General features: G+C 43.9%; 22 protein-coding genes and 1 tRNA gene. 11 read left to right on the forward strand and 12 right to left on the reverse strand.

What is annotated here, in order from left to right; all coding sequences use genetic code 11:
- Window positions 1-47 precede the first annotated feature (47 nt).
- Together EYS00_RS16320 and EYS00_RS16325 are read left to right on the forward strand one after the other, a co-directional pair.
- A complete protein-coding gene (locus EYS00_RS16320) occupies window positions 48-341 on the forward strand; it encodes a hypothetical protein (protein WP_130638519.1) in 294 nt (97 codons plus the stop codon).
- A gap of 28 nt (window positions 342-369) precedes the next feature.
- On the forward strand, window positions 370-726 hold the full coding sequence (locus EYS00_RS16325) for a VOC family protein (protein ID WP_207301723.1): 357 nt from the start codon (window positions 370-372) through the stop codon (window positions 724-726).
- Window positions 727-774: 48 nt separating this feature from the next.
- Here EYS00_RS16325 and EYS00_RS16330 read toward each other — a convergent pair whose 3' ends face one another.
- The 5 genes from EYS00_RS16330 to EYS00_RS16350 all read right to left on the reverse strand — a co-directional run bounded on the left by EYS00_RS16330 (window position 775) and on the right by EYS00_RS16350 (window position 9,004).
- A complete protein-coding gene (locus EYS00_RS16330; RefSeq protein WP_130638521.1) occupies window positions 775-1,407 on the reverse strand; it encodes an RpiB/LacA/LacB family sugar-phosphate isomerase in 633 nt (210 codons plus the stop codon).
- 89 nt (window positions 1,408-1,496) lie between these two features.
- On the reverse strand, window positions 1,497-4,355 hold the full coding sequence (locus EYS00_RS16335; RefSeq protein WP_130638523.1) for an alpha-L-rhamnosidase: 2,859 nt from the start codon (window positions 4,353-4,355) through the stop codon (window positions 1,497-1,499).
- Window positions 4,352-6,718, reverse strand: coding sequence for an alpha-L-rhamnosidase N-terminal domain-containing protein (locus EYS00_RS16340; RefSeq protein WP_130638525.1), 2,367 nt, complete (start codon window positions 6,716-6,718; stop codon window positions 4,352-4,354). The genes EYS00_RS16335 and EYS00_RS16340 overlap by 4 nt, the downstream gene beginning before the upstream one ends.
- 76 nt (window positions 6,719-6,794) lie before the next feature.
- A complete protein-coding gene (locus tag EYS00_RS16345; protein WP_130638527.1) occupies window positions 6,795-8,411 on the reverse strand; it encodes a LamG-like jellyroll fold domain-containing protein in 1,617 nt (538 codons plus the stop codon).
- Entirely contained in the window at window positions 8,408-9,004 is a 597-nt protein-coding gene (locus EYS00_RS16350) for a sigma-70 family RNA polymerase sigma factor (protein ID WP_130638529.1), read from the reverse strand. Before EYS00_RS16350 ends, EYS00_RS16345 begins: the two co-directional genes overlap by 4 nt.
- A 290-nt stretch (window positions 9,005-9,294) precedes the next feature.
- On the opposite strand from EYS00_RS16350, the gene EYS00_RS16355 reads away from it, so the two are divergent.
- The 5 genes from EYS00_RS16355 (at window position 9,295) to EYS00_RS16375 (ending at window position 14,867) form a co-directional block, all read left to right on the forward strand.
- Window positions 9,295-10,527: an MFS transporter gene (locus EYS00_RS16355; protein ID WP_242618797.1), complete on the forward strand. Its 1,233-nt coding sequence runs from the start codon at window positions 9,295-9,297 to the stop codon at window positions 10,525-10,527.
- 92 nt (window positions 10,528-10,619) lie between these two features.
- Complete coding sequence (locus tag EYS00_RS16360; RefSeq protein ID WP_130638531.1) at window positions 10,620-10,919, forward strand: alpha/beta fold hydrolase; 300 nt, start codon at window positions 10,620-10,622, stop codon at window positions 10,917-10,919.
- A 38-nt stretch (window positions 10,920-10,957) separates the two neighbouring features.
- Window positions 10,958-11,497 (forward strand): hypothetical protein, encoded by a 540-nt coding sequence (locus tag EYS00_RS16365; RefSeq protein WP_130638533.1) that lies wholly within the window; start codon window positions 10,958-10,960, stop codon window positions 11,495-11,497.
- Entirely contained in the window at window positions 11,497-12,615 is a 1,119-nt protein-coding gene (locus tag EYS00_RS16370) for an RNA polymerase sigma factor (RefSeq protein WP_130638535.1), read from the forward strand. The genes EYS00_RS16365 and EYS00_RS16370 overlap by 1 nt, the downstream gene beginning before the upstream one ends.
- A 101-nt stretch (window positions 12,616-12,716) precedes the next feature.
- Window positions 12,717-14,867 carry a molybdopterin oxidoreductase family protein gene (locus tag EYS00_RS16375; RefSeq protein WP_130638537.1) on the forward strand — a complete coding sequence of 717 codons (2,151 nt, stop codon included), beginning with the start codon at window positions 12,717-12,719 and terminating at the stop codon, window positions 14,865-14,867.
- 45 nt (window positions 14,868-14,912) lie between these two features.
- Here EYS00_RS16375 and EYS00_RS16380 read toward each other — a convergent pair.
- The 4 genes from EYS00_RS16380 to EYS00_RS16395 all read right to left on the reverse strand — a co-directional run bounded on the left by EYS00_RS16380 (window position 14,913) and on the right by EYS00_RS16395 (window position 19,028).
- Window positions 14,913-14,989: transfer RNA gene (locus EYS00_RS16380), tRNA-Met, on the reverse strand.
- Window positions 14,990-15,170: 181 nt separating this feature from the next.
- Window positions 15,171-15,473, reverse strand: coding sequence for a 4a-hydroxytetrahydrobiopterin dehydratase (locus tag EYS00_RS16385; protein WP_130638539.1), 303 nt, complete (start codon window positions 15,471-15,473; stop codon window positions 15,171-15,173).
- A 150-nt stretch (window positions 15,474-15,623) separates the two neighbouring features.
- Window positions 15,624-18,326: a TonB-dependent receptor domain-containing protein gene (locus EYS00_RS16390; protein ID WP_130638541.1), complete on the reverse strand. Its 2,703-nt coding sequence runs from the start codon at window positions 18,324-18,326 to the stop codon at window positions 15,624-15,626.
- A 252-nt stretch (window positions 18,327-18,578) separates the two neighbouring features.
- Window positions 18,579-19,028, reverse strand: a complete 450-nt coding sequence (locus EYS00_RS16395; RefSeq protein ID WP_130638543.1) for a MaoC/PaaZ C-terminal domain-containing protein — start codon at window positions 19,026-19,028, stop codon at window positions 18,579-18,581.
- Window positions 19,029-19,214: 186 nt separating this feature from the next.
- On the opposite strand from EYS00_RS16395, the gene EYS00_RS16400 reads away from it, so the two are divergent.
- Together EYS00_RS16400 and EYS00_RS16405 are read left to right on the forward strand one after the other, a co-directional pair.
- Window positions 19,215-20,117, forward strand: a complete 903-nt coding sequence (locus tag EYS00_RS16400; protein WP_130638545.1) for a LysR family transcriptional regulator — start codon at window positions 19,215-19,217, stop codon at window positions 20,115-20,117.
- Between the two features lie 221 nt (window positions 20,118-20,338).
- Window positions 20,339-20,731 carry a DUF3718 domain-containing protein gene (locus EYS00_RS16405; protein ID WP_130638547.1) on the forward strand — a complete coding sequence of 131 codons (393 nt, stop codon included), beginning with the start codon at window positions 20,339-20,341 and terminating at the stop codon, window positions 20,729-20,731.
- A gap of 104 nt (window positions 20,732-20,835) precedes the next feature.
- Here the strand turns inward: EYS00_RS16405 and EYS00_RS16410 are convergent, their stop codons facing one another.
- Window positions 20,836-21,540 carry a hypothetical protein gene (locus EYS00_RS16410; protein ID WP_130638549.1) on the reverse strand — a complete coding sequence of 235 codons (705 nt, stop codon included), beginning with the start codon at window positions 21,538-21,540 and terminating at the stop codon, window positions 20,836-20,838.
- 620 nt (window positions 21,541-22,160) lie between these two features.
- Here EYS00_RS16410 and EYS00_RS16415 point away from each other — a divergent pair.
- Both EYS00_RS16415 and EYS00_RS16420 read left to right on the forward strand, forming a co-directional pair.
- Entirely contained in the window at window positions 22,161-22,568 is a 408-nt protein-coding gene (locus EYS00_RS16415) for a nuclear transport factor 2 family protein (protein WP_130638551.1), read from the forward strand.
- A 277-nt stretch (window positions 22,569-22,845) separates the two neighbouring features.
- Window positions 22,846-23,238, forward strand: coding sequence for a DUF3718 domain-containing protein (locus EYS00_RS16420; protein ID WP_130638553.1), 393 nt, complete (start codon window positions 22,846-22,848; stop codon window positions 23,236-23,238).
- Window positions 23,239-23,341: 103 nt separating this feature from the next.
- Here EYS00_RS16420 and EYS00_RS16425 read toward each other — a convergent pair whose 3' ends face one another.
- Window positions 23,342-24,220 carry an alpha/beta fold hydrolase gene (locus EYS00_RS16425; RefSeq protein WP_130638555.1) on the reverse strand — a complete coding sequence of 293 codons (879 nt, stop codon included), beginning with the start codon at window positions 24,218-24,220 and terminating at the stop codon, window positions 23,342-23,344.
- Window positions 24,221-24,295: 75 nt separating this feature from the next.
- Window positions 24,296-26,095, reverse strand: coding sequence for an acyl-CoA dehydrogenase C-terminal domain-containing protein (locus tag EYS00_RS16430; RefSeq protein ID WP_130638557.1), 1,800 nt, complete (start codon window positions 26,093-26,095; stop codon window positions 24,296-24,298).
- Between the last annotated feature and the right edge of the window lie 9 nt (window positions 26,096-26,104).

The raw sequence follows: 26,104 nt of genomic DNA on the forward strand, positions 1-26,104 counted from the left end.
CAGTTTAATCCAGTCATTCAAAACACGTTATCAAAAAGGACGATAAAATGAAAAAAGTCATAATGAACATTCCTGCACATCAAAATGCAAAAGTGGCGGCCCTTTTGGTTGCGCTATCCATGATACCGCTTATTTTCATCATGTTACTTTTCACCGCAAGCGCGAGCCCACAAATGCCCGGTCAGTTTTTCCTTATGTATATTGCAATGCCAATAATTTACTTCATAGTTTCATATATAGGGTTTGGTTTCGCATGTATCGTGTACAACAGAATCCAACGTAATACTGGTGGATTCGTTATCGAAGTGATGGACAAACCAGACTCAGAGGATGATGCCTAAACATATCATTTACTGAAGGAGCACAGATGTGACTGACGCTATCACTATTCATTATCTTGAAATCGTAACACCCGAGGCTGAACAGGTGTGTGCTAGTTATTCAGATGCACTAATGTGTGAATTCAGTGCGCCGGAACCAGCACTCGGAAACGCACGTATAGCAAAATTGAACTCGGGAGGCATGTTGGGCATTAGATTGCCGATGCATGACGCTGAAGACCCCGTATCCCGACCGTACTATCTTGTTGAAGATATTGAAAAGGCCGTAACTGTTGCATCACAATCTGGCGCTGAGGTTATTGTGCCACCTATGGATATTCCGGGCTTTGGCAAGTGCTCAATCGTCACCTACGGCAATATCCAGAGCGGCTTTTGGCAAGTGTAATGCTCTCATAGTGAGAGCATTACACTTCAAGGTGGATAACTTAAAACCTTAGATAAGGCCCTGAACGTAAGCGGTTATTGCCTCGTCTTGACTGTTAGCAAAGAAACACTCTTGGAATCGAGGGCCGGCAATCGCGTGCTTCACGATTTCCTGGTCTATCGTTTTCAATCCGTCTAGATAAGCTTTGCTCATTGCAGCTTTCACGTCGCCCAGTAAGCCCGCATTGGTTGATTGTGACTCGTAGAATTCTCGTGGGTACCCTAATCCTCGCTCGCCCTCAAAGGCTTTCTCGAAAATGTATTTCATATTCAATTCGGCACCCCATCCAAAGCCTTTAGCGAAGGGAAGCGATAAGGCGTTACCATTATTGATTTGAGAAAATAAGAAGGCATCGGAAGGTTCGATACAGTAACCGCAAGTCACACCTGGATATGCGTTAAGTGACATCATAGCGCCCTGCCCTGTACCACAACCCGCGACAACAAAGTCTACTGCTTTGCTGTTTAACAGCAAGCTTGCAATAACACCCAAGTGGATATAGGTGAGTCGGTGATCCGTATCGCCATTCATTCCCACATTGTAAACATCGTGACCTAGCGTGCTAGCCACACTTGTTAGTTGTTCTAAAACAATTGGATTTTTAGCCGCTTGGCTAAACTCGTTCATCAAGGCAATTTTCATTGAGTGGTTCCCATCAACAAATGATTTATAGTGACTACATTTGAGTGAATACTACTACATACCAGTGTTTAAGTACAAAACTTACCTCGCTAGTGCACGACCTCAATCTTGTAGTCTCCCGACCCTACTTCAATGGACGTAGTCGCTAACGACGCACTCAACAGCGTCACATCAGCAGCGCTAGTAATACTTTGCCCATTGATACTAATCTTTGTGCCAAGGACCTCCTGCTTTTGCTCGGTCAACGTACTGCTTTTTTTATAATAGTATTGAGGAATTTCAATGACTGCTCGACTGTTAGGAGGTATGGTGACTTCCATAATGAGTCCTCCTGCATTACGTGTCCATGACGAGCGGATTTCTCCAAACAACGACATATAGTTCGCTTCTGCAAAAGTTAAATACTCGGTGACAAGTGGCGCAATGCGAATCTTCTTGTATCCCGCTTCTATCGGACTAATTCCTGCCATACGATCATACAACCATTGACCAATAGCACCATACGCATAATGGTTAAGTGAGCCAGCGCGCTTAGCGTAACCGTTTTCATGGGTGTAACCATCCCAACGTTCCCACATTGTTGTCGCACCTTGCGTTATGGAAAATAACCATGACGGATACGATTCTTTGAATACCAAATCAAAAGCCACATCAGCACGTCCTACTTTTTCCAACACCGGTGCTATCAGTGGTGTACCCAGAAACCCCGTACGCAAATGACCACCAGCAATATCAAATTGTGATAGCAAATGACGCACAGATTTTAACGTCATTTGCTCATCAAGTAAGTCAAATCCAATCGCCAAAAGGTAAGCTGTTTGCGTTTGCTCACCGACTTTAAGCTTTCCGTCATGATCAAAAAAGTACGACTGAAAAACCTGTTTAACTTGATTGAATTGATCACGATAGCGCTGGCTGTCCGCTACTTCACCGAGTACACGTGCCGTTCGAGCCGTGATATCAAGAGAGCGAGCATAGAATGCCGTTGAAATGAGGCTGTGATCCGTCTCTCCTCGCCGACTATCCTCTCGTGTTGAATAAGGCTGTAACCAATCGCCCACAGTCCACATGGTACTGATGCCCTCTTCCAACTGACCTTCATGATAGGTTATCCACCGCTTCATCATGTCATAGTTGTCGCGGAGTATTTGCACATCTCCTGTTCGCCAATACACATCCCAAGGGATAGTAACGGCAGCATCGGACCAACCCGCTTGAACAATATCACCAACTTCATTGGGCACCACCACAGGCACACCGTGATTGTCGAATTGCTCTTCTCTTACAGACTGTAACCACGCTGCCCAAAATCCATGGCTATCAGCGATGAACAGTGATGTTGGCGTAAAAGCCAATGCGTCGCCAGTCCACCCTAGGCGCTCTGAGCGCTGTGGGCAATCAGTGGGAATATCAAGAAAATTACCTTTTAAGCCCCACTCAATGTTAGATTGCAGTTGGTTTAGCGCAGTGTTTGATGTATTTAAATTGCCGGTTAATTCAAAATCAGTGTACTGCACGACTCCCGTCAGCCAGGATAGTTGTGGCGTTACTGACGTATCGAAACCACTGATTTCAACGTAGCGGAAACCATGAAAGGTAAATTGAGGTTGCCATTCAACAATACCGTCTTCAGATGCGGTATACGTATCGGTTTGTCGTGCACTACCTAAATTCCGTGTGTAGATTGAACCGTCTGGATTTACTCCCTCAGCAAACTTCATGGTCAGCGTTTGGCCCTCGCGCATTGGCAATTGAATACGCACCACGCCCACCATGTTTTGTCCTAAATCATAGACGATCTTGTCGTCTATTTGAGTTATTGCGATAGCGGGTAATAACTGTTTATTTACCGAGGTAAAATGGCGTTTCGGTTGGAGTAAAATGTCATTATCAATAGCGTTCGCTTGAACACCTTGCCAGTGATTATCATTAAACCGTGGATCACTCCAGTGATACTCGGCGCCAGAAAAGTCGAAATTCGCGTCATAGCTTTCGCCATCATATAACTCCGATGAACGCACTGGCCCTTGTTGCGATGCGCGCCACCGATTATCTGTGGTGATTACCGTTGTTGTTCCATCTTCAAACTCGATTTCTAGCTGGGCGATGGCTTGGGGTGTTATCTCTCGTTTTTTATGCCAATGACGCTTTGGCCCAAAACGTCCTGCATACCAGCCTTCGGCAAGCTGTAAACCTAGCGCATTCGATCCCTCTCGAAGTTGCTGAGTAACATCATAGGTCAGTGTTTCGATTCGCGTATCATAAGGCGTATAGCCAGGCGTAAGTACATCTTCACCTATCCGTTGACCGTTCAAATAAGCAATAAATACACCTTTTGCCGTTACGTATAAACGTGCTTTTTTCACCCTACCCGATACTGTAAAGCCTTTGCGTAAATACTGAGGAATGTGTATCGGTGTTTCAAATTGGTCCAATTGCACGGGTTGATCTTGTTGAATCTCAATCCACTGTGCTTGCCAATCACTGTTGGCTAGCAAACCGAGTTCGATGCTCGATGGCACGCTCCACTCAGAGACATCGCCCGCCTCATTCCAATAACGAACCCGCCAAAACACCCGTTGTCGAGACATCAGTGGTGCGCCTTCGTAGAGGACAAACGTACTTTGAGAGGTATGTTGTTTGCCGCTATCCCAAAGATCAGGTTCTGTAAGAAGCAATCGCTCACTGCTCGCCACTAAGACCTGATACGCCCCTTGACTTAAGGCCTTACCATTACTGGGTAACCGCCAAGAGAATCGAGGTTTGGCATCATAAAAGCCCAAAGGCTCAACGAACCCTTCATTCACTTTTAACGCAATGGGCGCTGGACTCAACAACGCGTCGACGGACTGTTGGTGTTTACAACCACCAATATTCGCAAAAAATACGAAAAGTAATCCCCATGCCAAACATGTAGTGGGGTGCAAATTATGGTTTAACAATCTCATTGCTGTTTACGCGCCACAATCGACCACTTTCCAGCGGGAAGTGCTATTTTAAAATATTTATCTGTTTCCCCTAGCCAGGTTACGTCACTTAAGCTTTCGCTTTGAATATCACTGCGAGACAAGATATGCCCATTGATTTTCACATCACCAATATCAAAATAATCGGACGGAATACCCAGCGTCGCGACAGTTTCCTCGGGAGATATTAGATTGATTCGGATTTCACTTTCATCTTTCTCAAGTTCAAAAGAAACATCACCATTGATGCTGGGTACCCGCTGTTCAACTCTAGTCAAGTGTGCCAGGTTCGGCATGATCTCATAGGTCTTCCACCCCACTGAGGTTGGGCTTATCCCCGCAATATACTGACTCAGCACGGTACTTGGTGCATTCCAGGCATGATTCTCCGTTCCTCTAGCAGGAAGGTATTCAGCTAAAGTAGACAGTTCTGGGTTGTTAACCTGCTCGCCGTAACGAGATTTCATTCGAGTCAGCGCATCATCATAGCGCTGTGCAATTGCCATGGCGTTGTACACCATCCATTCAAAATGTGGACTCGCAAATTGGTTAGGCACAAGGACATTATCAACGATATCTTGATATTGTTCAGGCTCTGCTAAGCCGAACAATATCGCTACTGCGTTAGCTCTATCGTCTTTAAACTGGCTTGCGTCACTACTGAAATAACCATGCTTCCAGTAGTGGCGTTGATAAGCGGATTTAATGGACCGAATACGCTCGTCATAAAACGCGATATGTTCTTTGTCATCTAGTTCAATAGCCATTTTTCGCGCAGAGACGAGAGCACTGTAATAGAGCGCATTTTGTATAACGGGATAATCAATCGTGTCTTGTGGTCCCCAATCTGTCCACTTCCATGCTCCATTTCTGAAAGTTGCTAAACCATCCTCTTTGATTGCCCACAAGGTGAGATAACGGTGAACATAAGGATAAGCAAACGCCAAGGTGTCAATGTCGCCCGTGTTAAAGTAGTAGTGCCAGATACCTTGTTCGATAAACTGTAGGCTCTGTGCAGGTAGTTCGCGAAAACGTCCGGGTCCCAAGCCAGCAAAAATACCTGACTCGCTGTCACTAAATGCCAGTGTTACCTTAATCGCCTTCTTTAGAAGGTTACGACCTGGCTCATCCATGGAGTAAAATAGATAGCTCGCTTGGTCAGCCACGTCGCCGATCCATAACCCTCGTTCTCTGTCTGGCGTGTCCATGAAGTTGTCTCTTGCACAGATATACAAAGTATTTTCAGCCATTTGCCAAATACGGGTTAACCAAGGATCATCTGATTCAAAGTGCCCTGGTGTATCGCCTACCCCAGTCCATCGATATTTTAAGCCGTGAACTACAACGCCTTTAGGTATATTGAATTCGATAGTACGGCCGTTGCTCCACGAATAGGATTCAAATTGTTGTCGTCCAGGTTTGGCAATGTAGGTGGCATCTATGGTGTTTAGACGCATATTAGATTTGATATGTATCTTTTCCCCACCACTCGCCTCTATGTCTAAATAGGGGGTAAAGTTCTTGTTGAAATCGAGCGTGCAGTGAATCGTTTGCCCGTCAGTAACGAAAGGAAAAGTACCTTCGGGATAATTAGTACAATTGGCAAGACCATGGTTAGTGAGTGGAGGAATTTCACTGGGGTACAAATTGAAGAATGGCGCTTTAGGTGGTGTACGGATAGTCTTTGGCTCACTCCAATGGTCATCATTGTAGCCTGGCATATACCACGCACTGTTTGTCCAATCATGCATATCTTGGTTAGCGTCATAGTGAATACTCCAAGCAGCAATACGATAAGGCGGCTTTTTCTCAATATCTTGCCGATAAGCCTCATGTCGTGTCACTTTCCAAGTCGCATCAGACACTATTTGCTGCTCACCCACATCGGCTTGAAATATAAAGCCGCCTTGATGTGATGAGATGTGCGTGCCTTTTTGTCCGTCGTCTCCGTAATACCATACAAGCGCCGAAACCGTATTCTCACCGGCCTTTAAAAAAGGGCCAATATCAATGGTGTCATAATATTTGTTAGAAGCAATGGCATAAAAATCGACTCGAGGAGACGCCTTAACAGGGCTAGGGCCGCCGGTGTAGCTCCCCTCAAACACTACCTGCTCACCGTTTATCCATAACCAATATTTGGTATCTGCGCTAATGTGAGCAAAAGCAACGGATGTGGGTTCATTGATGACGATAGTCTTGCGCATCGCAGTCCATGTATTTGGCTCGGTAAACCTCTCTTTAGTCCAAATCCATTCCGCATTCCATTCGACTGCGCTAGCAAGTACAGTTTGAGAGAAAATGAAAAGTCCACAGACTCCTGAGAGAATAAAACGCAATGCCATAAAAAACCTGTAATAAATATAGTGGAGCTACATGTTGTTACAGGAATAGCGAATGATAGTAGAAACTACTACCCCACTATTCAGAAGATTTCATGCTATCTGGTAGCCCAGTTACTGGGTCGATGACATAGGTGCTGTTGGGACTTAGGGGTATTTTCACATTCTCCGGCAGGTTGTCTTGATTGGAAGACAATCCGAAATAATTGTTGCCTTTTTGAACTTCAGAAAAATGCTGCTTTATTGCCCAGGGTGTCAAAGCAAAGTCGTAGAACGCCACTTCATCAATCACGCCATTAAATGCCTCTATGTGCCATCGATGCTGAGCAGGATTGTTACCTACAGCAGCGGTTCCCGGCCCTCCACTGAGTACTTTTGAACCGGGAATGTATTGATAGCTAGCAAGCTCAATACCATTGATAAAAATAGACTTTCTCCCGGTATTCACTTGGTAAGTCGCAACAACATGATAAGAATTCCCGTTATTTATTTCTGCTAAAGATGGCCTACCGTTTTTGCCATCGAGAGGGAGCTTCAACTCATGGTAGCCCTGCCCCAAGATATATAATCCGAAACTTAGACTCTGAGCAAAATCGCCCTCTGGTTTAAGGTAGGCCTTTCCTCTGTCGTGTTGAAAACTGAGTAACATACGTAGTTCTTGGTCGCCGTTGTCTTTGCGAAAAATCTCATCTATGTCACCAAACTTTCCTGTATATGAGGGTCGAATGAGCGCTTCTATTGTGACACCATCAGACACGGCAAAAGAACCAGTTCCTGGCGCGTTTCCGCCACCGCTCCCCACATCAATACGCGCATCAGCCGAATTATCAAACGCAAAGGCTCCCGTGCCAACCAAACCATCTATTCTACGAGCAGCTGGGCCAGTAAAACCATGAGCATCACCGGAAGTATCAATAACGCGATCACTAGCGCCCTCAAAAGGCCAATAATGTTTGGGCTTCCACCGCTTAGGTTGAATTAAAGTTGACTCTCCAGTCAACAGTTCAAACTGTTCATTGTCCACTGTCACCGCTAAATCGCTTCCATTGGTGTCGAGCGTAAAGCTATCACTGTGCACGAGTGTATTTTGCCCAGTCGTACTCTCTACCTCTATCATCCCGCTGTAAAAAGTTAATTCTTGGCGATTAAAAAGCTTAAACTCAGCATTAGCCGATAGATGTAAAATATTACCATTGCCAAGCCGCACTCTTGTTGGTTGAAGTGTTCGATAGTTTCCAGCGACAAGCTTGTCTCCCAGTATTATGCCCTGTCCTATGGTTTCTAGACTGCCATCCGACAACTCTGCGATGTACGGTGAACTTGATGAAAGGTAACGATAGCCAATAAACATACACAGCATAACAACCGCGATAACAATTGGTACAATCAACCAATGGCTTTTCTTTCTGCTTGGCGCGGCGTCAACTGACATCACGTGAGGTGTGTCGCGATGCTCAGAGTGACTAGGCCTAAACACAAGTTCTTCTGTGGTCCTCCGGAAAACAAGTTCCAGATCAGGACCCTCACACTGGCTCAATTGCATGTGCATGGCAATGTAATCATAGTAAAAACGCTGAGCTTCCACGTTGCCATGTAACATGTGCTCTAGCGCTTCCAATTGCTCAGGTGTAGCTATATCTGAACATACTGCGTCTGCAATCTCGCGAACCGAACTGAACTTATCACTCCGACTCACTGGTCTATTCCACTGGTATGCTTGTCAACGCAATCAAATAAGCGTTTTCGAAGTTTATGCACTGATTTACGGATGGCGTGAATAGAACGTCCCGTGTTATCGGCAATGTTTTGCGCGGTTAAATTTTGTACGTAAAAGCCTTGATAAATGCTTTTCAGTGGCGAAGATAACAAAGCGCAACACTGCTCTAATTGTTGCCAGCGCTTCTCTTTAGTTACCATATCCGTATCAAATTGCGCCATGTTATTGTTGAACTCAGTGAGGAAATCTTCGCTCAATCCGAGTTGATATTTACCTTTTTCTTGACGCATCCGTCTTATGCGATTAAACGCAATGACATTTGCCCATTTCGAAAAATTGGTGCCAAGTTCAAACTTATCAAACTCTTTCCACAGTGTGAGACTGGTTTCTTGAAATACATCATCGGCGATAGCTCTATCACTCACAAAGGCAAAAATATAGGCGTACAAACGTCGTCTGTCTTTTTCGAACAAGACTTTAAATACTTCGGCACTATTGGCGTTGTTTACTCCAGTCTGATGGGCACAGACAGCAGCTAAATAATGATTTGAAGACACAGTTGAGCTGAGCATAGGGGTGACATTTAAATGAACTACCGTTTTATAATCGCACTAAAACCAATATTGATACATTTTCGCAACATTACGTTCAAATAAAGTCAATTACAAGCAAAAGCAACCAAAAATAGAGTATTGGTGTTTTTTGCGGCCAGCTCGTGGAGTAATAAACCTCTCAACTCAAGAGTCCAAATATGGTTTTACGGCGTATGAATGATGTACCCAAATAGCTGACATTATATATAGCGACAGATCAACTGAAGTCCTTATCAGACATACTCATCATTCAACCATATGGATATTGTGTGCCAACAAAAATCTCTAACCCAGCAATATTTGCACGTTTGGTCACCATACAAACATGTACTAAGCTAGCGGATACACTGCTTTCCGCGAGTACAACGCTTCCTTGGATTTTAATGTCTATCGGGGCACCTAGTTGGATGATTTCTGTGTTAGTGCCTATTCGTGAATCTGGTGCCCTTATCCCACAGTGGCCCATTAAAAATGGTACGTCTCATATTCAAAATCGTGTCGCTTTATGGCGAGGGGGCGCAGTAATCCAATCCATTTGTATTGCTTTTATGGTCCCGTCGGTCTTATTTCTACAACCGCTTATGGCAGGATTAGCCATACTGGTTTTACTGTCGATTATGAGTATTGGGCGGTCTTTGTGCTCACTCACAATGAAAGATATTCAGGGCCACAACGTCAGTAAGGGAAATCGAGGAAGATTAACCGGTATGGTTGCTACGCTTTCTGGCATAATCGCTCTTTTCTCAGCGGGAATTCTCTGGATTGGCCAAAAAAATATCGGCGATAGTTTGTTGGTCTCTGTTGTTGGAATATCAAGTCTATTAGTAATAAGCAGCTTATTTTTTTCTAGAAGCGTTAGTGCAAAAGTCAAAGTAGATTCAAATGGCAATAATCGTCTCTTAGATTTGTTCAACCTAGTACGCACTAATAATGACTTAAAACACTTAGTGATGAGCCGATGCCTTTTTCTTCATGGGGCACTAGTCGCGCCTTTCTTTGTCACCCTTTCTATGAACGAAGAACACTCTGAATTCACACTGCCCTTTTTTATCGCAGCAAGCGCTGTCGCGACATTTACCTCATCATATTTATGGGGATTGTTGTCAGACAAAAGTGCGATAAGATCCTTACTGATCGGCGGCTTCATTTGTGTAGTATCTTGCACCTTGTTTGTTTTATTTTCTCAATTAAACAGTGTTGCAGCAGTCTTGTGTTTCTTTTTACTTAACGTTGGCTATGCGGGTATCAGAAACGGAAGAAAGACTTATATTTTAGATATTGCTGACGCTGGCGAGCGCACGTCTTATGTAGCCTCTGGTAACACTATCGTAGGCATAGTACTGCTGGGCTTAGGGGCATTTTATGCATTACTTTTCGGCATAATTGAACATCACATAATCTCAGTAATGGGAATCCTCATTTTGGCTGGCTGTCTTCATACCACGATGTTAAAAAAGGAAAATAAAATCGAATTGAGTACTGTTACAAAATCTGACCGCTAATTACGTTCAACCTAAATTTTTTCATAAATTTTGTCACACCTTGTCGATTCATCGTGACTTCGTATTGATAGCCAATTTTACGGAGTCCAAAAATGAATGTTTTACCATTACTTATAGCCCTAACAATTTTAGTGTTCACAGACACAGCTGCGGCCTCAAAATCGCCAGTTCGTTTCAATGTAGACGTAGTTGGAGAAGGTACACCGGTGCTGCTCATACCCGGCTTTCTCTCTGATCAGCGTGTTTGGGATGATATAGCAATCCCACTTTCAACACAGTTTGAACTTCATCGCATAAGTATTGCAGGGTTCGGAAGTACTCCTAAATCACAAGCGCCTTCACTTAAAGAGTTAAGAGAACAATTACTCGGTTACATAAAAACAAAAACCTAAAGGATGTTGTTATTGTTGGGCACAGCTTGGGTGGATTTATGGGTATATGGTTAGCTACCGAAGATAAAGACACTATAACCGCGGTGGTGTCTGTTGATGGCTTACCCTTTATTGGACCAGTTTTTACACAAAGTTCAGAGGTCACCGTTTCCGATCTATCCTCACAAGCTAGTTTCCTGCAATCCTTTTATTCGGAACTCGACTCAGCGGGAATGCGTATGGCAGCACAAAGAGGCATCCACCACCAAGCTGAAGCGGGGGAACATCAGGCAACAATACTAGAGATGGCAGCCATGTCTGACCCAGCGACGGCATCTGATGCAATTTACACCATTATGACGACTGACTTGCGAGACAAATTGTCAAATGTCTCTGCGCAAATTACTCTGTTAGGTGCATCAGGGGGCTTTACCAATGAAGAGATGAAACAAAATGCGGAAGCGTTATACCAACGGGAACTCAGCAACGCGTTAAACGCAAACGTGACGATGAATACACAATCTCGCCATTTTATTATGTATGATGATCCCCAATGGCTGTTGACCCAAATTAAAGCTGCAATACAGGAGGTTGAGTAATGCGGATTGATGTATTAGCTCAACATGTAGACTTTGCTAAAAACGGCGATCAGATGGCATTCTCTGAATTGGTCAAGGCGACGCAAAATGCCACCACCGCTATTGCCTTGTCTATAGTAAAAGACGTGGATGCGAGTGAGGACGTTGCACAGCAAGCATACATAAAAGTATGGCAGCAGTTACCTCAATTACAAAAAACTCAAAGTTTTTTACCATGGTTGCGTCAAATAACGCGCTATACCGCAATAAACTATTTACGTGACAACAAAGTTGAACAACGTTTATCAAGCGAACATGCAGATGACGTTATTGCGTCCATTGAAAGTGAAATTTTAGAGGGTGATCTGGCGTTGAGCGAGCGTCAGATAAAAACAGACTTAGCACGTTTTATTGATGAGCTACCCAGCGAATCCAGAGAACTCATTCTGCTGTACTACAGAGAGGAGCAATCCACACAGCAAGTCGCGCGTCTTTTAGAACTTTCGGAAGCAAACGTGCGTCAGAAGATATCTCGTGCCCGCCAGCGACTCAAGGAAGATTGGTTAGCTAAGCACGGAAAATTAATTTTAAGCACTGCGCCGGGTATAGGTTTTACTACTCTCATCGCAAACTTAGTGAGTGCGACAAGTCCAGCAGCGGCCACAACACTGGGAGCTTCAGTGTCGGCTACGCAAACAAGCATTTTTGCGAAGATAGTTGCACTGCTAGGAGGCGCATTTTTGGGCGCTATTATGGCAATAGGTGCAGTGTTTTTAAGCACAAAAATGGTACTCAATCGAATTTCCGATGATACATACCGCACCCAAATCATTCGGGTCAGAAATTTCATGTTCCTGTGGATTTTATTGTTTGGCGCACTGATAACACTGAGCTATGAATTCACACATGGTTGGTGGGGCCCGGTTTTAAGTTATGCGTTATTTGCGATTGGCTTGGTAAGACTTATCGAAGCAATGCAATTGCTATCGGCTAAAGCCGGGCTAAAAAATTCAGGTAAGTGGTGCATTGCACCTACCGACAATAGTTGGCGACGCAAGTTAGCTAATTGGGCCGGTCCAGTGATGGGTGGTATAGGTTTGTTGTCTGGTTTGATTAGCTCTGGTCGATTGGTGGTATAACGTATTGGGAAGCGTTCAACCATCACCATCAATGATACTTGTGTATTAATACAACAATCGCTAATTTTGATAGTCCAATGATTAGTTTCACGGTGTTGTAAATGAGTAATGTTAGCGCAAAAAATGCCTCCAAAACCCACTATTCAACGTGTACGTTATGCGAGGCGATGTGTGGCATAGAAGTCAAAACACAGGGGCAGGAGATCCTGTCGATTAAAGGTGACAGAGAAAACCCGTTCAGCCAAGGTTACATCTGCCCTAAAGCATCAGCCTTGAAGGATCTTTACGACGACACAGACCGACTTAAAACGCCTGTTCGCAAAGACGGAGATAAGTGGGTTGCTATCAGTTGGGAGGAAGCCTTCGGCGTTACCGCTCAAAAATTACATGATATTCAACAAGCACACGGTAACAACTCGGTGGGAATTTACCTTGGTAATCCGAACTCTCACAACATGGGTTCTATGCTGTTTGGGCCTTACTTTTATCGTGCACTAAAAACACACAACCGTTACTCGGCAACGTCGGTTGACCAGCTTCCCCATCACATTGTGTGCAGAAAGCTCTTTGGTCATATGTCGCAAATTCCTATCCCCGACGTCGATCATACTAACCACTTCATGATTATTGGAGGAAATCCGCTAGCTTCAAATGGCAGTATTATGACAGTGCCAAATGTGAAAAAGCGCCTCAAAGACATTCAGAAGCGCGGCGGCAAGATAGTAGTCATCGACCCCAAACAATCTGAAACCGCAGATATCAGTTGCGAGCACCACTTTATTAAGCCCGGATCAGATGTATTACTGCTGTTAGCAATGATTAATACCCTTTACCGAAAAAACCTCACCAATTGGGATGGGATAAAACAGTATATTCCCGACATTGACGCTATTAAGGACTACACAGCCCACTATACACCTGAAAGAGTAGCCTCGCACACAGGAATTAACGCTCAAACAATCGAACAGTTGGTCATTGATTTTTGCGAAGCAAAGTCAGCGGTATGTTACGGACGCATGGGCGCAAGCGTCCAGGTGTTTGGTACCCTCACCCAGTACCTCATCATGTTGTTTAATATCCTCACCGGTAATCTGGATAGACGAGGTGGCATGATGTTTACCCAACCTGCGGCAGATATCCTTGCCGTTGCTGGGCCAGGTAGCATGGGAAAATATACCTCCAGAGTCAGAGGCTTGCCCGCTTTTGGCGGAGAATACCCGGTTTCCTGCCTTGCAGAAGAGATCACCACAACAGGTGAAGGCCAAATCAAAGCTATGGTGTTAGGTGCGGGAAATCCAGTGCTGACAACACCTAACGCTGAACAGCTTGACCAAGCTTTCGAACAGTTAGAATTTATGGTGGCGGTAGACTTCTATGTGACAGAAAGCACGCGCCATGCAGATATTATTTTGCCGCCAGTCACAGGACTTGAGAGAGACCATTTTGACTTGGTTTTCCATAACTTTGCGGTACGCAATTACGTGACCTATTCAGAACCTGTGGTTGAGGTTAGCGATGAGCATCTCACCGACTGGCAGATTTACCTTAGCTTGGCTGAAAAGCTCGATGAACTCAATGGTAAGCCAACCAAGCACTATAAACATTTGTGGGACAAGAAACCTAGCGGCGTTATCGATGATTTATTACGCAACGGTAAGTATGGTGCAGAAGAGCACAACTTGACGTTAGAAAAAGTAAAAGCTAACCCTCATGGTATTGACCTTGGACCGCTTCAACCAGCCTTACCCGATGCAATTTTTCACGGTGATAAAAAAATCCCCCTTGAATTTGATTATTTTATGGGAGATTTGCCACGGGTCGAAGAACACTTCTTTACCCCTAAATCAGACAAGGGTAATTCACCCCTGATGTTGATTGGTCGCAGACATCTCAAAACCAACAATTCCTGGTTACACAATAGCCCCAGAATGCATAAAGGGAGCAACCGCTGTAGCGCACAAATCCATCCAAAAGATGCAAAAGTTCACGCTATCGCAGATGGCGACCAAATAGTAGTAACATCCCGCGTGGGACAAGTAACCGTTGAAGCAGAAATTACTGACAAAATCATGCCAGGCGTTATTTCCATCCCCCATGGCTGGGGTCATAACAAAAAAGGCATTACATGGCAGGTGGCAAGTCAAAACGCGGGGGCGAATGTTAATGCATTAACCGACGAAATGGCCGTGGATGAGCTCTCTGGAAACGCGGTATTGAATGGTGTACCTGTATCAATCGCTCGTGCCAGTTAGGACAAAAGAAACAAAAAAGCCCCAGCAAATGCTGAGGCTTCGATGTGGTTGCGGGAGCAGGATTTGAACCTACGACCTTCGGGTTATGAGCCCGACGAGCTACCAGACTGCTCCATCCCGCGCCAGAAAATTCGTTGAATTAGCGTTTGTTATATCGCCTCCCTTCAACGTGGTGCGTATTATACATAGGCACTTTGCTAACACAAGGCTTTAGCATCGAAATATTGCATTTTTCTGAACGCTCGCTCACTATTTGTGCGCTTTGTTCATCAAAGCATCAAACAATGGCGTGAACATGGGCTTTTAGAAAAACTTTTCCATTTTTTCTGCCAGTTTAAAGTCAAGTTCACTGATTCCATCAGCGTCATGTGTGGTCAGTCTTACATCAACTTTATTGTACACATTGTACCATTCTGGATGATGATTGAGCTTTTCTGCCCATATAGCCATTTGTGACATCCAACCAAAAGCGCGAATAAAACTTTTAAACTTGAATGATTTTCTTAGCGCATCACCTTCTAACACCCATGATGTTCCATCAGTAACCAAGGTGTTTAACGTTTCTAATTTTGACTCAATCTCTTGAGGGCTTAATTTTTCGACCATGTTCGATTTTCCAAATGTTTTTTACAATCTAAGCAATAAAAATCTTGAAAGTCAGCATTAGGATATACATTTAAAAAACCACTGCGGTTTGATTTCTTTACAAAAAAAGGCCGGCATAGCCGACCTTTTCATTGTAAACAATGCTAGCAACTAAAACTCGATTGCCAGTCTTGCATAGATTTGACGTCCACGAGGGTCGTGAACTTTGGAGTCAAAACCACTGTTAGTAAATAATTGAGGAGGATCTTCGTCAAACAAGTTGATTCCACCTACGGTAAGTACATAACTTTGGTCAGTATCAAACACAGAACCTAAATCAATATTGTACTGGGCGTCTACAGTTAGATGACTATCAACTTCGTAGAATCCATCAGCACAACCTGTAAGGTTTGATGTACCATCCGAGCAGTTTTGGTCATCGTCGTATGATGAGATATAGCGAACGAAAATGTTTGCTGCATGCACATCATGAGACCACGCAAGCCCGAGGTTCATTCTCAATTCAGGAGAAGACACACCAATATTGTTAAAGTTACGACGACCCGCACCATCAATCATACCTGCTTGAGGGTCGTCTAAGTCGTACTTAGTAATGTAAGTTGAATGAAGTGATGGAGTGAACACGCCCATCTCTGTCTCAATTTTGTAACTTGCAACAAAGTCTAAACCTGAAGTTTCCAGCGAACTCGCATTCACGTAGGTGTTATTAATTTGAAGCAGTGGCCCTGTCAATGGATCGCCAGCACGAACAATGCGGTCTGGGTTGGTTGGATCATCATTGAGTACAGCTTGTGCATTCTCTTGAATAATCAGATCTTCGAATTCAAAGTTCCAATAATCCACTTCGAATGACAAGTCTCTGAATGGCTCAAATGAGAAGCCCACATTATAGGCTGTAGATTCTTCTGGCTTAAGGTCAGAGTTACCCGAAGTACGCACAGCCACAAACGCCTGCGCCTGCTGTACTGGATCTACCAATTGTTGTAACGACGTAGCACCACCCTGGGCTAAGAATACCGTAGGTGCTCTGAACGATGTTGAAATAGAGCCACGCAAAGATAACGAATCAGACGCGCGATACGACACCGCCAGTTTTGGATCTACCGTACTACCAATAGAGCCGCCGTAGTCCTCGTAACGAAGGGCAATCTGGACGTCTAAATCGTCACTTACGGGAAGGGCCAATTCACCAAAGGCCGCCCAGACATCTTGGCTACCATCAATATCTGGGTTACCAATAACAAAGGTGAAGCTGTCTTGGTTTGATAGCTCATCGTAATCTTGAGTCAGCTTTTCTTCACGATACTGAACCCCCAGCGCAAGCGCCGCATAGCCACCGCCCATTTCAAAGGTATCAAATGACGTAAAGGCTTCAAATACTTCAAGGTCTGCCTGTGAATCAATCACCTGCTTACCAGTAAATGAATCGATGACGTTTTGTGAGTTAGGTGCGCTCGAATATGAGGTAGCAAACGGATTGTAAAACTCACAATCACCCTGTCCTGGTGTACCTGTAATCGGGTTACAAGAAGATCCACCAAAACCTAGCAGCGCTAATTGGAATTCAGTGTTCAAAACATCAGGAACTGAGAACATAAAGTTGTTCACAGCACGTGTATAGCTTACTTCCCAGAAACCTGTGTCGGTTACACCTTGAAGGTTGGTACTGAAACGGAAAGTATCAGATTCTGTGTTAGCTGGGTCTCCGGGGAAACCGTTACCTTCAGCTCGACCGAAGAAAGCAACTGGCTGACCAAATGGATTCTGTGGGTGATAGTCTGGCACTATGGGCGAAGTCAAAATTGGGAAGCTAGGTGCACCACCACGCTCTGCACGATTACGTGCCATACCAATTTCAGTGGTCCATGTAATATCATCACTAAACTCGTACATCGCACGGGTGTAGGCATTTATTCTGCTTTCATCTGGCACATAAGAATAGAATGGACCAAAGTCAAAACCACATAAACCAACTTCTAATCCAGGAATAGTGCCACTTGGCGCTAATAAGTTTGGATATCCACCTAGCTCTTCACAACCATAAGGGTCGATGATTGGCAGAGCTCCTACTCCAGGAATGTTTAAGAAATAAGAAGCAGGATTACCTAGTGCACTGGTATCGTCCTGCGGACGACTTAAACGTCTATCACTGATAAACAGTGGTGAGCGATTTGTGTAGCTAATTGCGGCAATGACGCTGCCGTTATCGCCGCTAGCACCCCACAAACCTTGTAAAATATATTCTTTATTGTCGCCGTGAGCACCGTCTTGATAATCAACGGTCACCATAGCGCCATCGTAATCACGTTTGGTGATGAAGTTAACCACACCGGCAACTGCATCTGAGCCATACAGCGCTGAAGCTCCGTCTTTCACAACTTCCATACGATCGATGGCAATCATGGGAACTAGCGAGCTAGTATCGACAAAGTTCAAGCCTTCATTGGTTGGTTGAGCATTGACTACCTGACGTTTGTTGTTCAATAACACCAAGGTTGACGCAACGCCCAAGCCGCGCAAGTTAATATTCGACGTGCCTGCAGTTGCGTTCTGTGTAAATGCGTCAGGGTTATTCTCTGCACCTGTGTTAATGGTGAGTGTTTGCGTGATATCGGCAATGTTTTTTGCACCAATCGAATCAATAGCAACACTATCAACCACTGCAAGTGGAGATGGGGATTCAAAGTTTTCGCTACGTCGAACGAAACTACCTGTCACTAGGATAAGTTCAACGTCTCTAGCTTCAGCCTCTTGAGAGTCTGCTTCTTCCTGTGCAAAAGCTAAGTAGGGAGAGCAAAGTAGCGCGGCTCCAACCAAGGAAGCAACCGCGGTCTTACGCGTATTTAATTTCATAGTGTGATTCCAAATCAAAGCGCACCACTCCCGGCAAACCCACACATTCCGTTAGTGATAAGCTGGACGATTTATATTGTTGTTGTGTAAGGCCAAAAATCAACCTACACATTGATGGTATGACTCATTTCACATTTTGTAAATTTATTGTGAATAATATGTTCACATTAATTTTACACATGGTCCGACCTGTTAAACAAAAGAACTAATCACCATGAAAATTTATTACCTCAAAAACAGACGCTGCAACCTTCAGGATGTGACGACTGCGAGCATAAGAAATGTACCTACAAGCGCAAGATCACCCGAAGACTTTATCTCACAGGACGCTTCAACTTTATAAAGCAACCCTGAACTTTTCTGAGCTATTTCTTTAACCGTAAACTTATATCTCACACTGTCGTCACTACTCACAGGTGACAAAAACCTCAGCATATCAATACCGTAGTTTATCGTAGACGCAATGCGTTCAGATGCACCCACCACTTGAGAAAACGCTTTAGGCATAAGGGATGCGGTTAAAAAGCCATGGGCAATAGTTGTTTTGAATGGACTTTCCTTTGCACACTTTTCCTTGTCTAAATGAATCCATTGATGGTCGCCAGTGGCATCGGCAAATTGGTTTATATCGCTCTGAGAAACTTGCATCCATTCTGGTTGAACAAGCTCATCACCTTGCTGTAGTTCAAGTAGAGACTTCATTTTTTATCATTCCACTAGTTAAGATTGCACCAAAATCTACTATCAACGTATTGAATATTTCAATTAACTTTTAATAATAGGTATTTATAAAGAAAGTTGTTACAATAAGGTTAACTTTTTTAGATAGATACGCTACCCATTCGACAGTGGGAATATTCATAGGCAAGTGATTAGCAAGGAAACAGGATGAATCTCAATAGAATTGATTTAAATCTATTCGCCGTATTTGATGCTATCTACACCGCAGGTAGTCTAACCAAAGCCGCGGACGTACTGTGTATAACGCAACCCGCAGTGAGTAACTCTCTGGCACGATTAAGAGAAATGTTAAACGACCCCCTCTTCGTAAGAACGGGACATAGCATGACGCCTACACCGGTGGCGCAAAATATTATTGTGCCTGCCAGACAGGCACTAGCCCTGCTTCGGCGAAGTGTTCAAGAGAGTCACACCTTCGACCCATTAACCGCGGAAAAGGTTTTCAACTTCGCAAGCCGAGATTTACTAGAAGTGAGTATCATGCCAAGACTGGTGTCAAAACTTCAAAATCTCGCCCCCAACATATGCCTAACTAACTATGAACTTCAGCGTAGCCAAGTCGTTTCAGCTATGGCTGCAGGAAGCTTAGATTTTTTTGCAGATGCGTCTACTTTTACCGACCCGCATTTGTGTAAAGAAAAAATTGCTCAAGATAGATTTGTAGTGATGGCAAGAAAGAATCATCCAGCACTCAAAAATGGTTTGGACCTCGATACCTTTTTGCGGTTAGGACACATTAACGTTTCGCAGCGCAAATCAGGTGCAGGCCCAATTGACATTGCATTGGACAAACTGGGTAAACGCCGAAAAGAAGTTATGCGCAGTCAACACTTTCTCACCGTTCCAAGTACCATTGTTAAGTCAGATCTTATTGCATGTCTCCCTTATCATTTAGCGAAGCACTATGATTTGTCGATATATGAAATGCCGTTTGATTTACCACCGGTGGAGTATTTCTTGTACTGGCATGTAAGTGCTGACAATGACTACGCCCATATGTGGATGCGCGAGCAAATTATGGATGTGGCGAGTCACTTCAAACCTTCATAAGGTATAAATCGACATCCTCAGTTATTATTGACCTAGGTACCCGCCTCGTTAAAATCGGGTACCTTATCTATACCTAATCGCCTCCGCTGCCCATCCCCTCACCGATTAGTTATTATTTTATATACCTAAGTATCGACTTGAAGATTTTTTCGACTGATTATTTTTTGTTTACTAGATACCGAACAGGCAAACAATCCAAATAAAAAATCGAGGAATTAACCATGTTGAAAATTGTTAAAGCTTCTCTAGTTATCGCAGCTGCTCTTGGCTTTTCAGGAATGGCACAAGCAAACGTAAACGAAGCACTAGCTAATATTTGTACTATCGTTCAAGCGGATGACAAAGGTGAACTTCGCAAGAAAATGCGTGCAGTAGAATCAGACTACCGCCTTAAACTAAAAGACTACTACACGGGCATCAGCTGTAACGGCAACAGCCTTATTCGTACAGCCATGTTGGCAAATGCAGTAGATGTTGGCTCTCTACTGGTTAAGAAGATGCCAAAGAGTGACCTTTCTGCACCAGAAGCTGACGGCAAGACCCTTCTAGCATGGGTGAGCGAACAAGGTCTAGAAGGCAATGCAATCACAGCAGTGGTTAACAGCCGCCTATAAAGCAAATTTCACATAACCATGTGAAACGGATTCAACATGGTAGCAAGCACACTTGCTTGCAGTAAAAAGGCAGCCCAAGGGCTGCCTTTTTGCTTTCAGCCTAATCACACTCTTCTTTTATTGCACAAAGCAAGCAATAGTAAGCCGAGAACACCAAGCAAGTTTGTGGGCGCAGAAACGGTCACAGCCCCTGACGATATTCCCATATAATCAAGGTAAACGGCATCTCTACCTGAGCTTAGTCCGAAGAACGACACACTTGAAATCCCATCTAGGTCTATCACTCCAATAAAATTGGTGTTACTGGGAAATGTTGGGGACACATTTCCATATTCACTCAAGACCGTTTTAGTCTGCCCATTAACCGAAATATCAAGTGTAATAAGATTACTCACTAGATCTCCGCCATCCAATATATTACCTGCTCCTCCAATAAAAATTGAAAATGCAGTAACAGGCGAATCAAAGGTAAACACACCTGTTTGGTCAGTAGTAAAGCCTAGAGAAACATCGCCGTCATAGGCCGCTATATCGGCATCTCCTCGCCTGGCACTTTCTGCAGCTAGATCCGCTGCGCCAAAAAAATTTGGACATGGCCAGTAAGTATTTGTAACACACGTAAATTCACCACCATTAAAAGCAATGGGTGAAGACTCACTATGGGACAGATATTCAAAACTATCGTAAGACAATACTCCTGCCTGAGATGTAAAACCACTGACATCATTAACAAAGAATATTGGGGCGGCATTTAACGGGGCGCAAACACATACTAGGGAAACTAAATAAACTAATAAACGCTTAAACATATTTTTGTTCTCATGATCAAAAAGAAAATTGCAGATATATGTAGTTAGCATGAATGCCAATACAAATTACTCCATCAGCCAATAGATAGAGGTCGTACTGCATGAGAACTGCGTTTTTGCATCAACGTCGTTCAACCGGAGTTGAAGAAAGGACTGTTTTTCTCTAGAGAAAAACGGTGAGCATAACTTCCATGTCGACCTATCACAGGCATCACAACTCAGCGTAATACTCCCTGTCGCCAAGTAAGTTGGACAAGCCAAATTCGAGCCATAACGTAAGATACTGTTTTATAAAACCTTGTCGAGCATATATTAAAAAGGTGTAAAAAACACAGACACTAAGTCAATGGCTCTTGCTTGAACAGCCTGAATCATGCTCAAAAATAGTGAGACAATCATGAACATTGTGCAGCAAAAATCGACGTTACGTTGAATATCATTGTTAGAATTTTATGCCAACTCGAATATGAATAAAGGTAAAACACTGAATTTTTAGCAGATTAATCATCTAGCGCGTGACAAACAAATAATGGCATAAAGCTCGCTTATCAGTCCGGAGCTTAAAATCATGGAATGAACAGTTCGCCAATCAACAATTATAATTTTTTACAGGAAGCACAATGAAGAAACACCCTATTCCACCGTTTGACTTAGCCTCAGCAACCGCAAAAGTACAAGCTGCCGAAGATGCTTGGAATACCAAAGAGCCAGAAAAAGTCGCTTTGGCCTATACACCAGATTGTGTATGGAGAAATCGCGATCAGTTCTTTTCTGGTCGAGATGCTATCGTTCAATTTCTCACCGAAAAGTGGAAAAAGGAACAACAGTACAAGCTTCGCAAAACACTGTGGTGTTTTGATACACACAAAATTGCGGTTAAGTTTCAATACGAGTGGCATGATAGCGAAGGACAGTGGCATCGTTCTTATGGTAATGAATTGTGGGAATTTGATGAAAACGGACTTATGGCACGCAGAGAGGCCAGCATAAACGACGTAGATATAGAAGCAGGTGATCGCGCTTTATAGTCGCTGATCACGAAATTTCTCCGTGTTAACGGCAGATTTCGCCACTTAAAAAACCTCAGAAGAACTAAAGAAACAAAGTCTTTTTAAAAAAATAACCTCATGTTTTAAAAAGACTTTTAGAGGAAAGCAACCAACTAAAACCTTACGCCTTTACCTCCCAACGTTATTATTTTTAATACCTAAGTATCACACCTACAATTTTTTAATTTGCGATTCTTTTGTTTAATTAAACCCGAACAGACAAACACCGACTAAACATAAAAACGAGGAATTAACCATGTTGAAAATTGTTAAAACTTCACTAATTATCGCTGCCGCTCTTGGTTTCTCGGGAATGGCGCAAGCTAACGTTAACGAAGCACTAGCAAACATTTGTACTATTGTACAAGCAGACGATAAAGGCGAGCTACGTAAAAAAATGCGTGCTGTTGAATCAGATTACCGCCTAAAATTGAAAGACTACTATTCAGGTATTACCTGCAGCGGTAATAGCCTAATTCGCACGGCTATGCTAGCAAACGCAGTTGACGTTGGTTCTCTACTTGTAAAGAAAATGCCTAAGAGTGACCTGGCTGCACCAGAAGCGGACGGTAAAACACTATTAGCTTGGGTAGCTGAGCAAGGCTTAGAAGGCAACGCTATTACTGCAGTAGTAAACGGTCGCCTTTAAAAACGATTTCACATAGCCATGTGACTCCATTTCAACATGGTTGCAGGTAAGTAAAACTATCTGCATTGAAGAGCAACCTTCGGGTTGCTCTTTTTCTTTATACTCACCCAAAGATAAAACGAGCTACTTTTTCTGCCACCCATTCAGGTTGCTCTCTGTGGACCCAATGTGTCGCATCATCGTGATAATATACATTAAGCTGTGGTACGTAGTTTTCTAACCCTTCCAAAATACATTCATCAAATGCGTCATCTTGTCGGCCCCAAAGTACAAGGGTTGGCACATCAATCCGTATGTTCGGAATCTTAATATTGGCGAGCTGTTCTTTGGTAGGGTTGTCCAGCGGCACTTGCTGCGGCATTTGACGGTAGTAATTCAACATGGCGTCAAGCCGATTAGGCATCTCCCACCCTTGAAGAAGTCTTTTGCCGTAACTGGTATCAAATACATCGCTTCCCAACATATTTTTGAACAAACTAAAATCCGACGTGCGCAATACTGACTCAGCGTTGTCGGACACTAATGTATGAATATACTGACTTTTTTCACGTTGTAGTGAGCTCGTTATCAGGGCTTGAGTAAATGTGCTTGGATGGGCGGCATTTAGAATAATGAGCTTAGAGAATAATTGAGGCATGAACGCTGCTAACGGCCATGCGATGGCTCCCCCCCAATCGTGGCCAACTAAAACTACCGGTTTATCATTCGCTACCGCAGCAATAAATGCCCCCATTCGAGCAATTAGATTGGGCACCTGGTAATCCTCAGGTGAGGGTAATGGAGAGGATAAATGATAACCGGGTAAATCTGGCGCTACGACCCTAAAATCTGTAGGTAGCTTTTGAACTAACGCTTCCCATGCATAGGCGTTTTCAGGAAACCCATGAAAGAGAACAATTAAAGGTAAATTACGACCTTCACCAAGGCGTTCCAAATAGTGTATTTTGCTGCCTTGCACATCAATAAACCGAGAATTAATCATACGTATGCCTTTTTCCTCGTAATAAAAAAGGCACCAAGCGAACACTTGATGCCTTATTCACTCACCTGAGTAACATTACTCTTGTGCGAACATTGCCTCAGTCATACCCATTAGATTGTCTGAGCCAGATTGCATCGCAGACACTAATGAACGTGTACGTGTTAACAAACGGTCAAAGTAGAATCCAGTCGTCTGAATTTTCGACTTGTAGTAGTCGACTTCCGTACTTCCTGCATCTAATTGCTCTTGAGCTTTTACTGCCATCTTCAGCCAGAAATAGGCTACAGTCACATAGCCTGAGTACATTAGGTAGTCGACTGATGCTGCGCCAATTTCATCAGGATTTGACGCTGCGGCTTTACCAATGTCCATAGTAATTTGTTGCCATTCATCAAGGTGCGATGCCAACGCATTGGTCCATGCGCTGAACTGGGCATTGCCGCGAAGTGAAGCACAATACTCCGCTACTTCTTTGATAAACACGCCCAGTAATTCACCATTTGAGCCCATGATTTTACGACCTAACAAGTCAATCGCTTGTATACCCGTTGTTCCTTCATACATGGTACAAATACGCGTATCACGAGCTAACTGCTCCATCCCCCACTCTTTGATGAAGCCGTGACCACCGTATACTTGCATGCCGTAACTGGTGCTCTCTTGTGCCGTCTCAGTAAGGAAGGCTTTTACAATTGGCGTTAACAGAGCGAGTTTTGCATCGGCTAATTGCTTTTCGGCTGCATCAGTTCCGTAAAGCGTAACGTCTACGAGCTGCATGCAGTAGGCCGCGAGTGCACGGTTACCCTCTGCGAATGCTTTTTGTGTGAGTAACATTCTACGGACGTCAGGGTGAACGATAATTGGGTCGGCTGGACCATCAGGGTTTTTGCGACCTGTTAGTGAGCGGAACTGAATACGATCTTTAGCGTAACGTAGCGCACCTTGGAACGCCGCATCAGAAGCCGCAAGCCCTTCAAGACCAGTGCCTATGCGTGCAGTGTTCATAAAGGTAAACATGCAGTTTAGACCGCGATTTGGTTCACCGATAAGGAAACCTTTTGCACCGTCAAAATTGATCACGCAAGTTGCACTCGCCTTGATGCCCATTTTGTGTTCGATGCTGCCGCAATGAACCGCGTTGCGATCGGCTTTCTCGCCATCAGGACCCACATTAAATTTGGGAACCACGAACAAAGAGATACCTTTTGTACCTTCCGGCGCATCAGGTAAACGTGCAAGAACAATATGTACAATATTTTCAGACATATCGTGCTCACCTGCCGAGATGAAAATCTTTGTCCCCGTCAGGCTATAACTTCCGTCTTCTTGAGGCTCTGCACGACATTTCAGCATACCTAAGTCTGAACCACAGTGAGACTCGGTTAAGCACATGGTGCCTGTCCACTCACCGCTAACAAGCTTCGCTAAAAATGTATTTTGCTGCTCTTCGGTACCATGAGCTTTAAGGGTTTCCATACACCCCTGACTTAAGCCCGGATACATAGCCCATGAATGGTTAGCCGCTGAAAACCACTCGGCGATAATTGACGCCAAAGAGTACGGTAGATTTTGACCACCAACTTCTTCTGGGTGCGCCATGCTAGGCCACCCACCTTCGACGTAGGTTGCATAAGCTTCTTTGAAGCCCTTTGGCGTGGTGACTACACCATCTTCCCATTTACACCCTTCTTCGTCACCCGAGGCATTGATAGGTGCCAATGTATTTTCAGCAAACTTAGCCGCCTCAGCAAATATAGCAGTAACCAAATCTTCCGATGCTTCGTCAAAACCTAGTTTTTGATAGTGCGACTGATAATCTAATAACTCGTGAGTTACGAACATTGCGTCGCGTTGTGGAGCTTTATAACCTTCCATACCTAATAC

The organism is Alteromonas sp. KUL49, from assembly GCF_006538345.1.
Classification (GTDB): Bacteria; Pseudomonadota; Gammaproteobacteria; order Enterobacterales; family Alteromonadaceae; genus Alteromonas.

Coding starts and splice junctions, on each gene's coding strand:
- EYS00_RS16320 (WP_130638519.1), top strand. CDS start 48: ATGAAAAAAGTCATAATGAACATTCCTGCACATCAAAATGCAAAAGTG.
- EYS00_RS16330 (WP_130638521.1), bottom strand. CDS start 1,407: ATGAAAATTGCCTTGATGAACGAGTTTAGCCAAGCGGCTAAAAATCCA.
- EYS00_RS16335 (WP_130638523.1), bottom strand. CDS start 4,355: ATGAGATTGTTAAACCATAATTTGCACCCCACTACATGTTTGGCATGG.
- EYS00_RS16340 (WP_130638525.1), bottom strand. CDS start 6,718: ATGGCATTGCGTTTTATTCTCTCAGGAGTCTGTGGACTTTTCATTTTC.
- EYS00_RS16350 (WP_130638529.1), bottom strand. CDS start 9,004: ATGCTCAGCTCAACTGTGTCTTCAAATCATTATTTAGCTGCTGTCTGT.
- EYS00_RS16360 (WP_130638531.1), top strand. CDS start 10,620: ATGAATGTTTTACCATTACTTATAGCCCTAACAATTTTAGTGTTCACA.
- EYS00_RS16365 (WP_130638533.1), top strand. CDS start 10,958: ATGGGTATATGGTTAGCTACCGAAGATAAAGACACTATAACCGCGGTG.
- EYS00_RS16370 (WP_130638535.1), top strand. CDS start 11,497: ATGCGGATTGATGTATTAGCTCAACATGTAGACTTTGCTAAAAACGGC.
- EYS00_RS16375 (WP_130638537.1), top strand. CDS start 12,717: ATGAGTAATGTTAGCGCAAAAAATGCCTCCAAAACCCACTATTCAACG.
- EYS00_RS16385 (WP_130638539.1), bottom strand. CDS start 15,473: ATGGTCGAAAAATTAAGCCCTCAAGAGATTGAGTCAAAATTAGAAACG.
- EYS00_RS16390 (WP_130638541.1), bottom strand. CDS start 18,326: ATGAAATTAAATACGCGTAAGACCGCGGTTGCTTCCTTGGTTGGAGCC.
- EYS00_RS16395 (WP_130638543.1), bottom strand. CDS start 19,028: ATGAAGTCTCTACTTGAACTACAGCAAGGTGATGAGCTTGTTCAACCA.
- EYS00_RS16400 (WP_130638545.1), top strand. CDS start 19,215: ATGAATCTCAATAGAATTGATTTAAATCTATTCGCCGTATTTGATGCT.
- EYS00_RS16405 (WP_130638547.1), top strand. CDS start 20,339: ATGTTGAAAATTGTTAAAGCTTCTCTAGTTATCGCAGCTGCTCTTGGC.
- EYS00_RS16410 (WP_130638549.1), bottom strand. CDS start 21,540: ATGTTTAAGCGTTTATTAGTTTATTTAGTTTCCCTAGTATGTGTTTGC.
- EYS00_RS16415 (WP_130638551.1), top strand. CDS start 22,161: ATGAAGAAACACCCTATTCCACCGTTTGACTTAGCCTCAGCAACCGCA.
- EYS00_RS16420 (WP_130638553.1), top strand. CDS start 22,846: ATGTTGAAAATTGTTAAAACTTCACTAATTATCGCTGCCGCTCTTGGT.
- EYS00_RS16425 (WP_130638555.1), bottom strand. CDS start 24,220: ATGATTAATTCTCGGTTTATTGATGTGCAAGGCAGCAAAATACACTAT.
- EYS00_RS16430 (WP_130638557.1), bottom strand. CDS start 26,095: ATGGAAGGTTATAAAGCTCCACAACGCGACGCAATGTTCGTAACTCAC.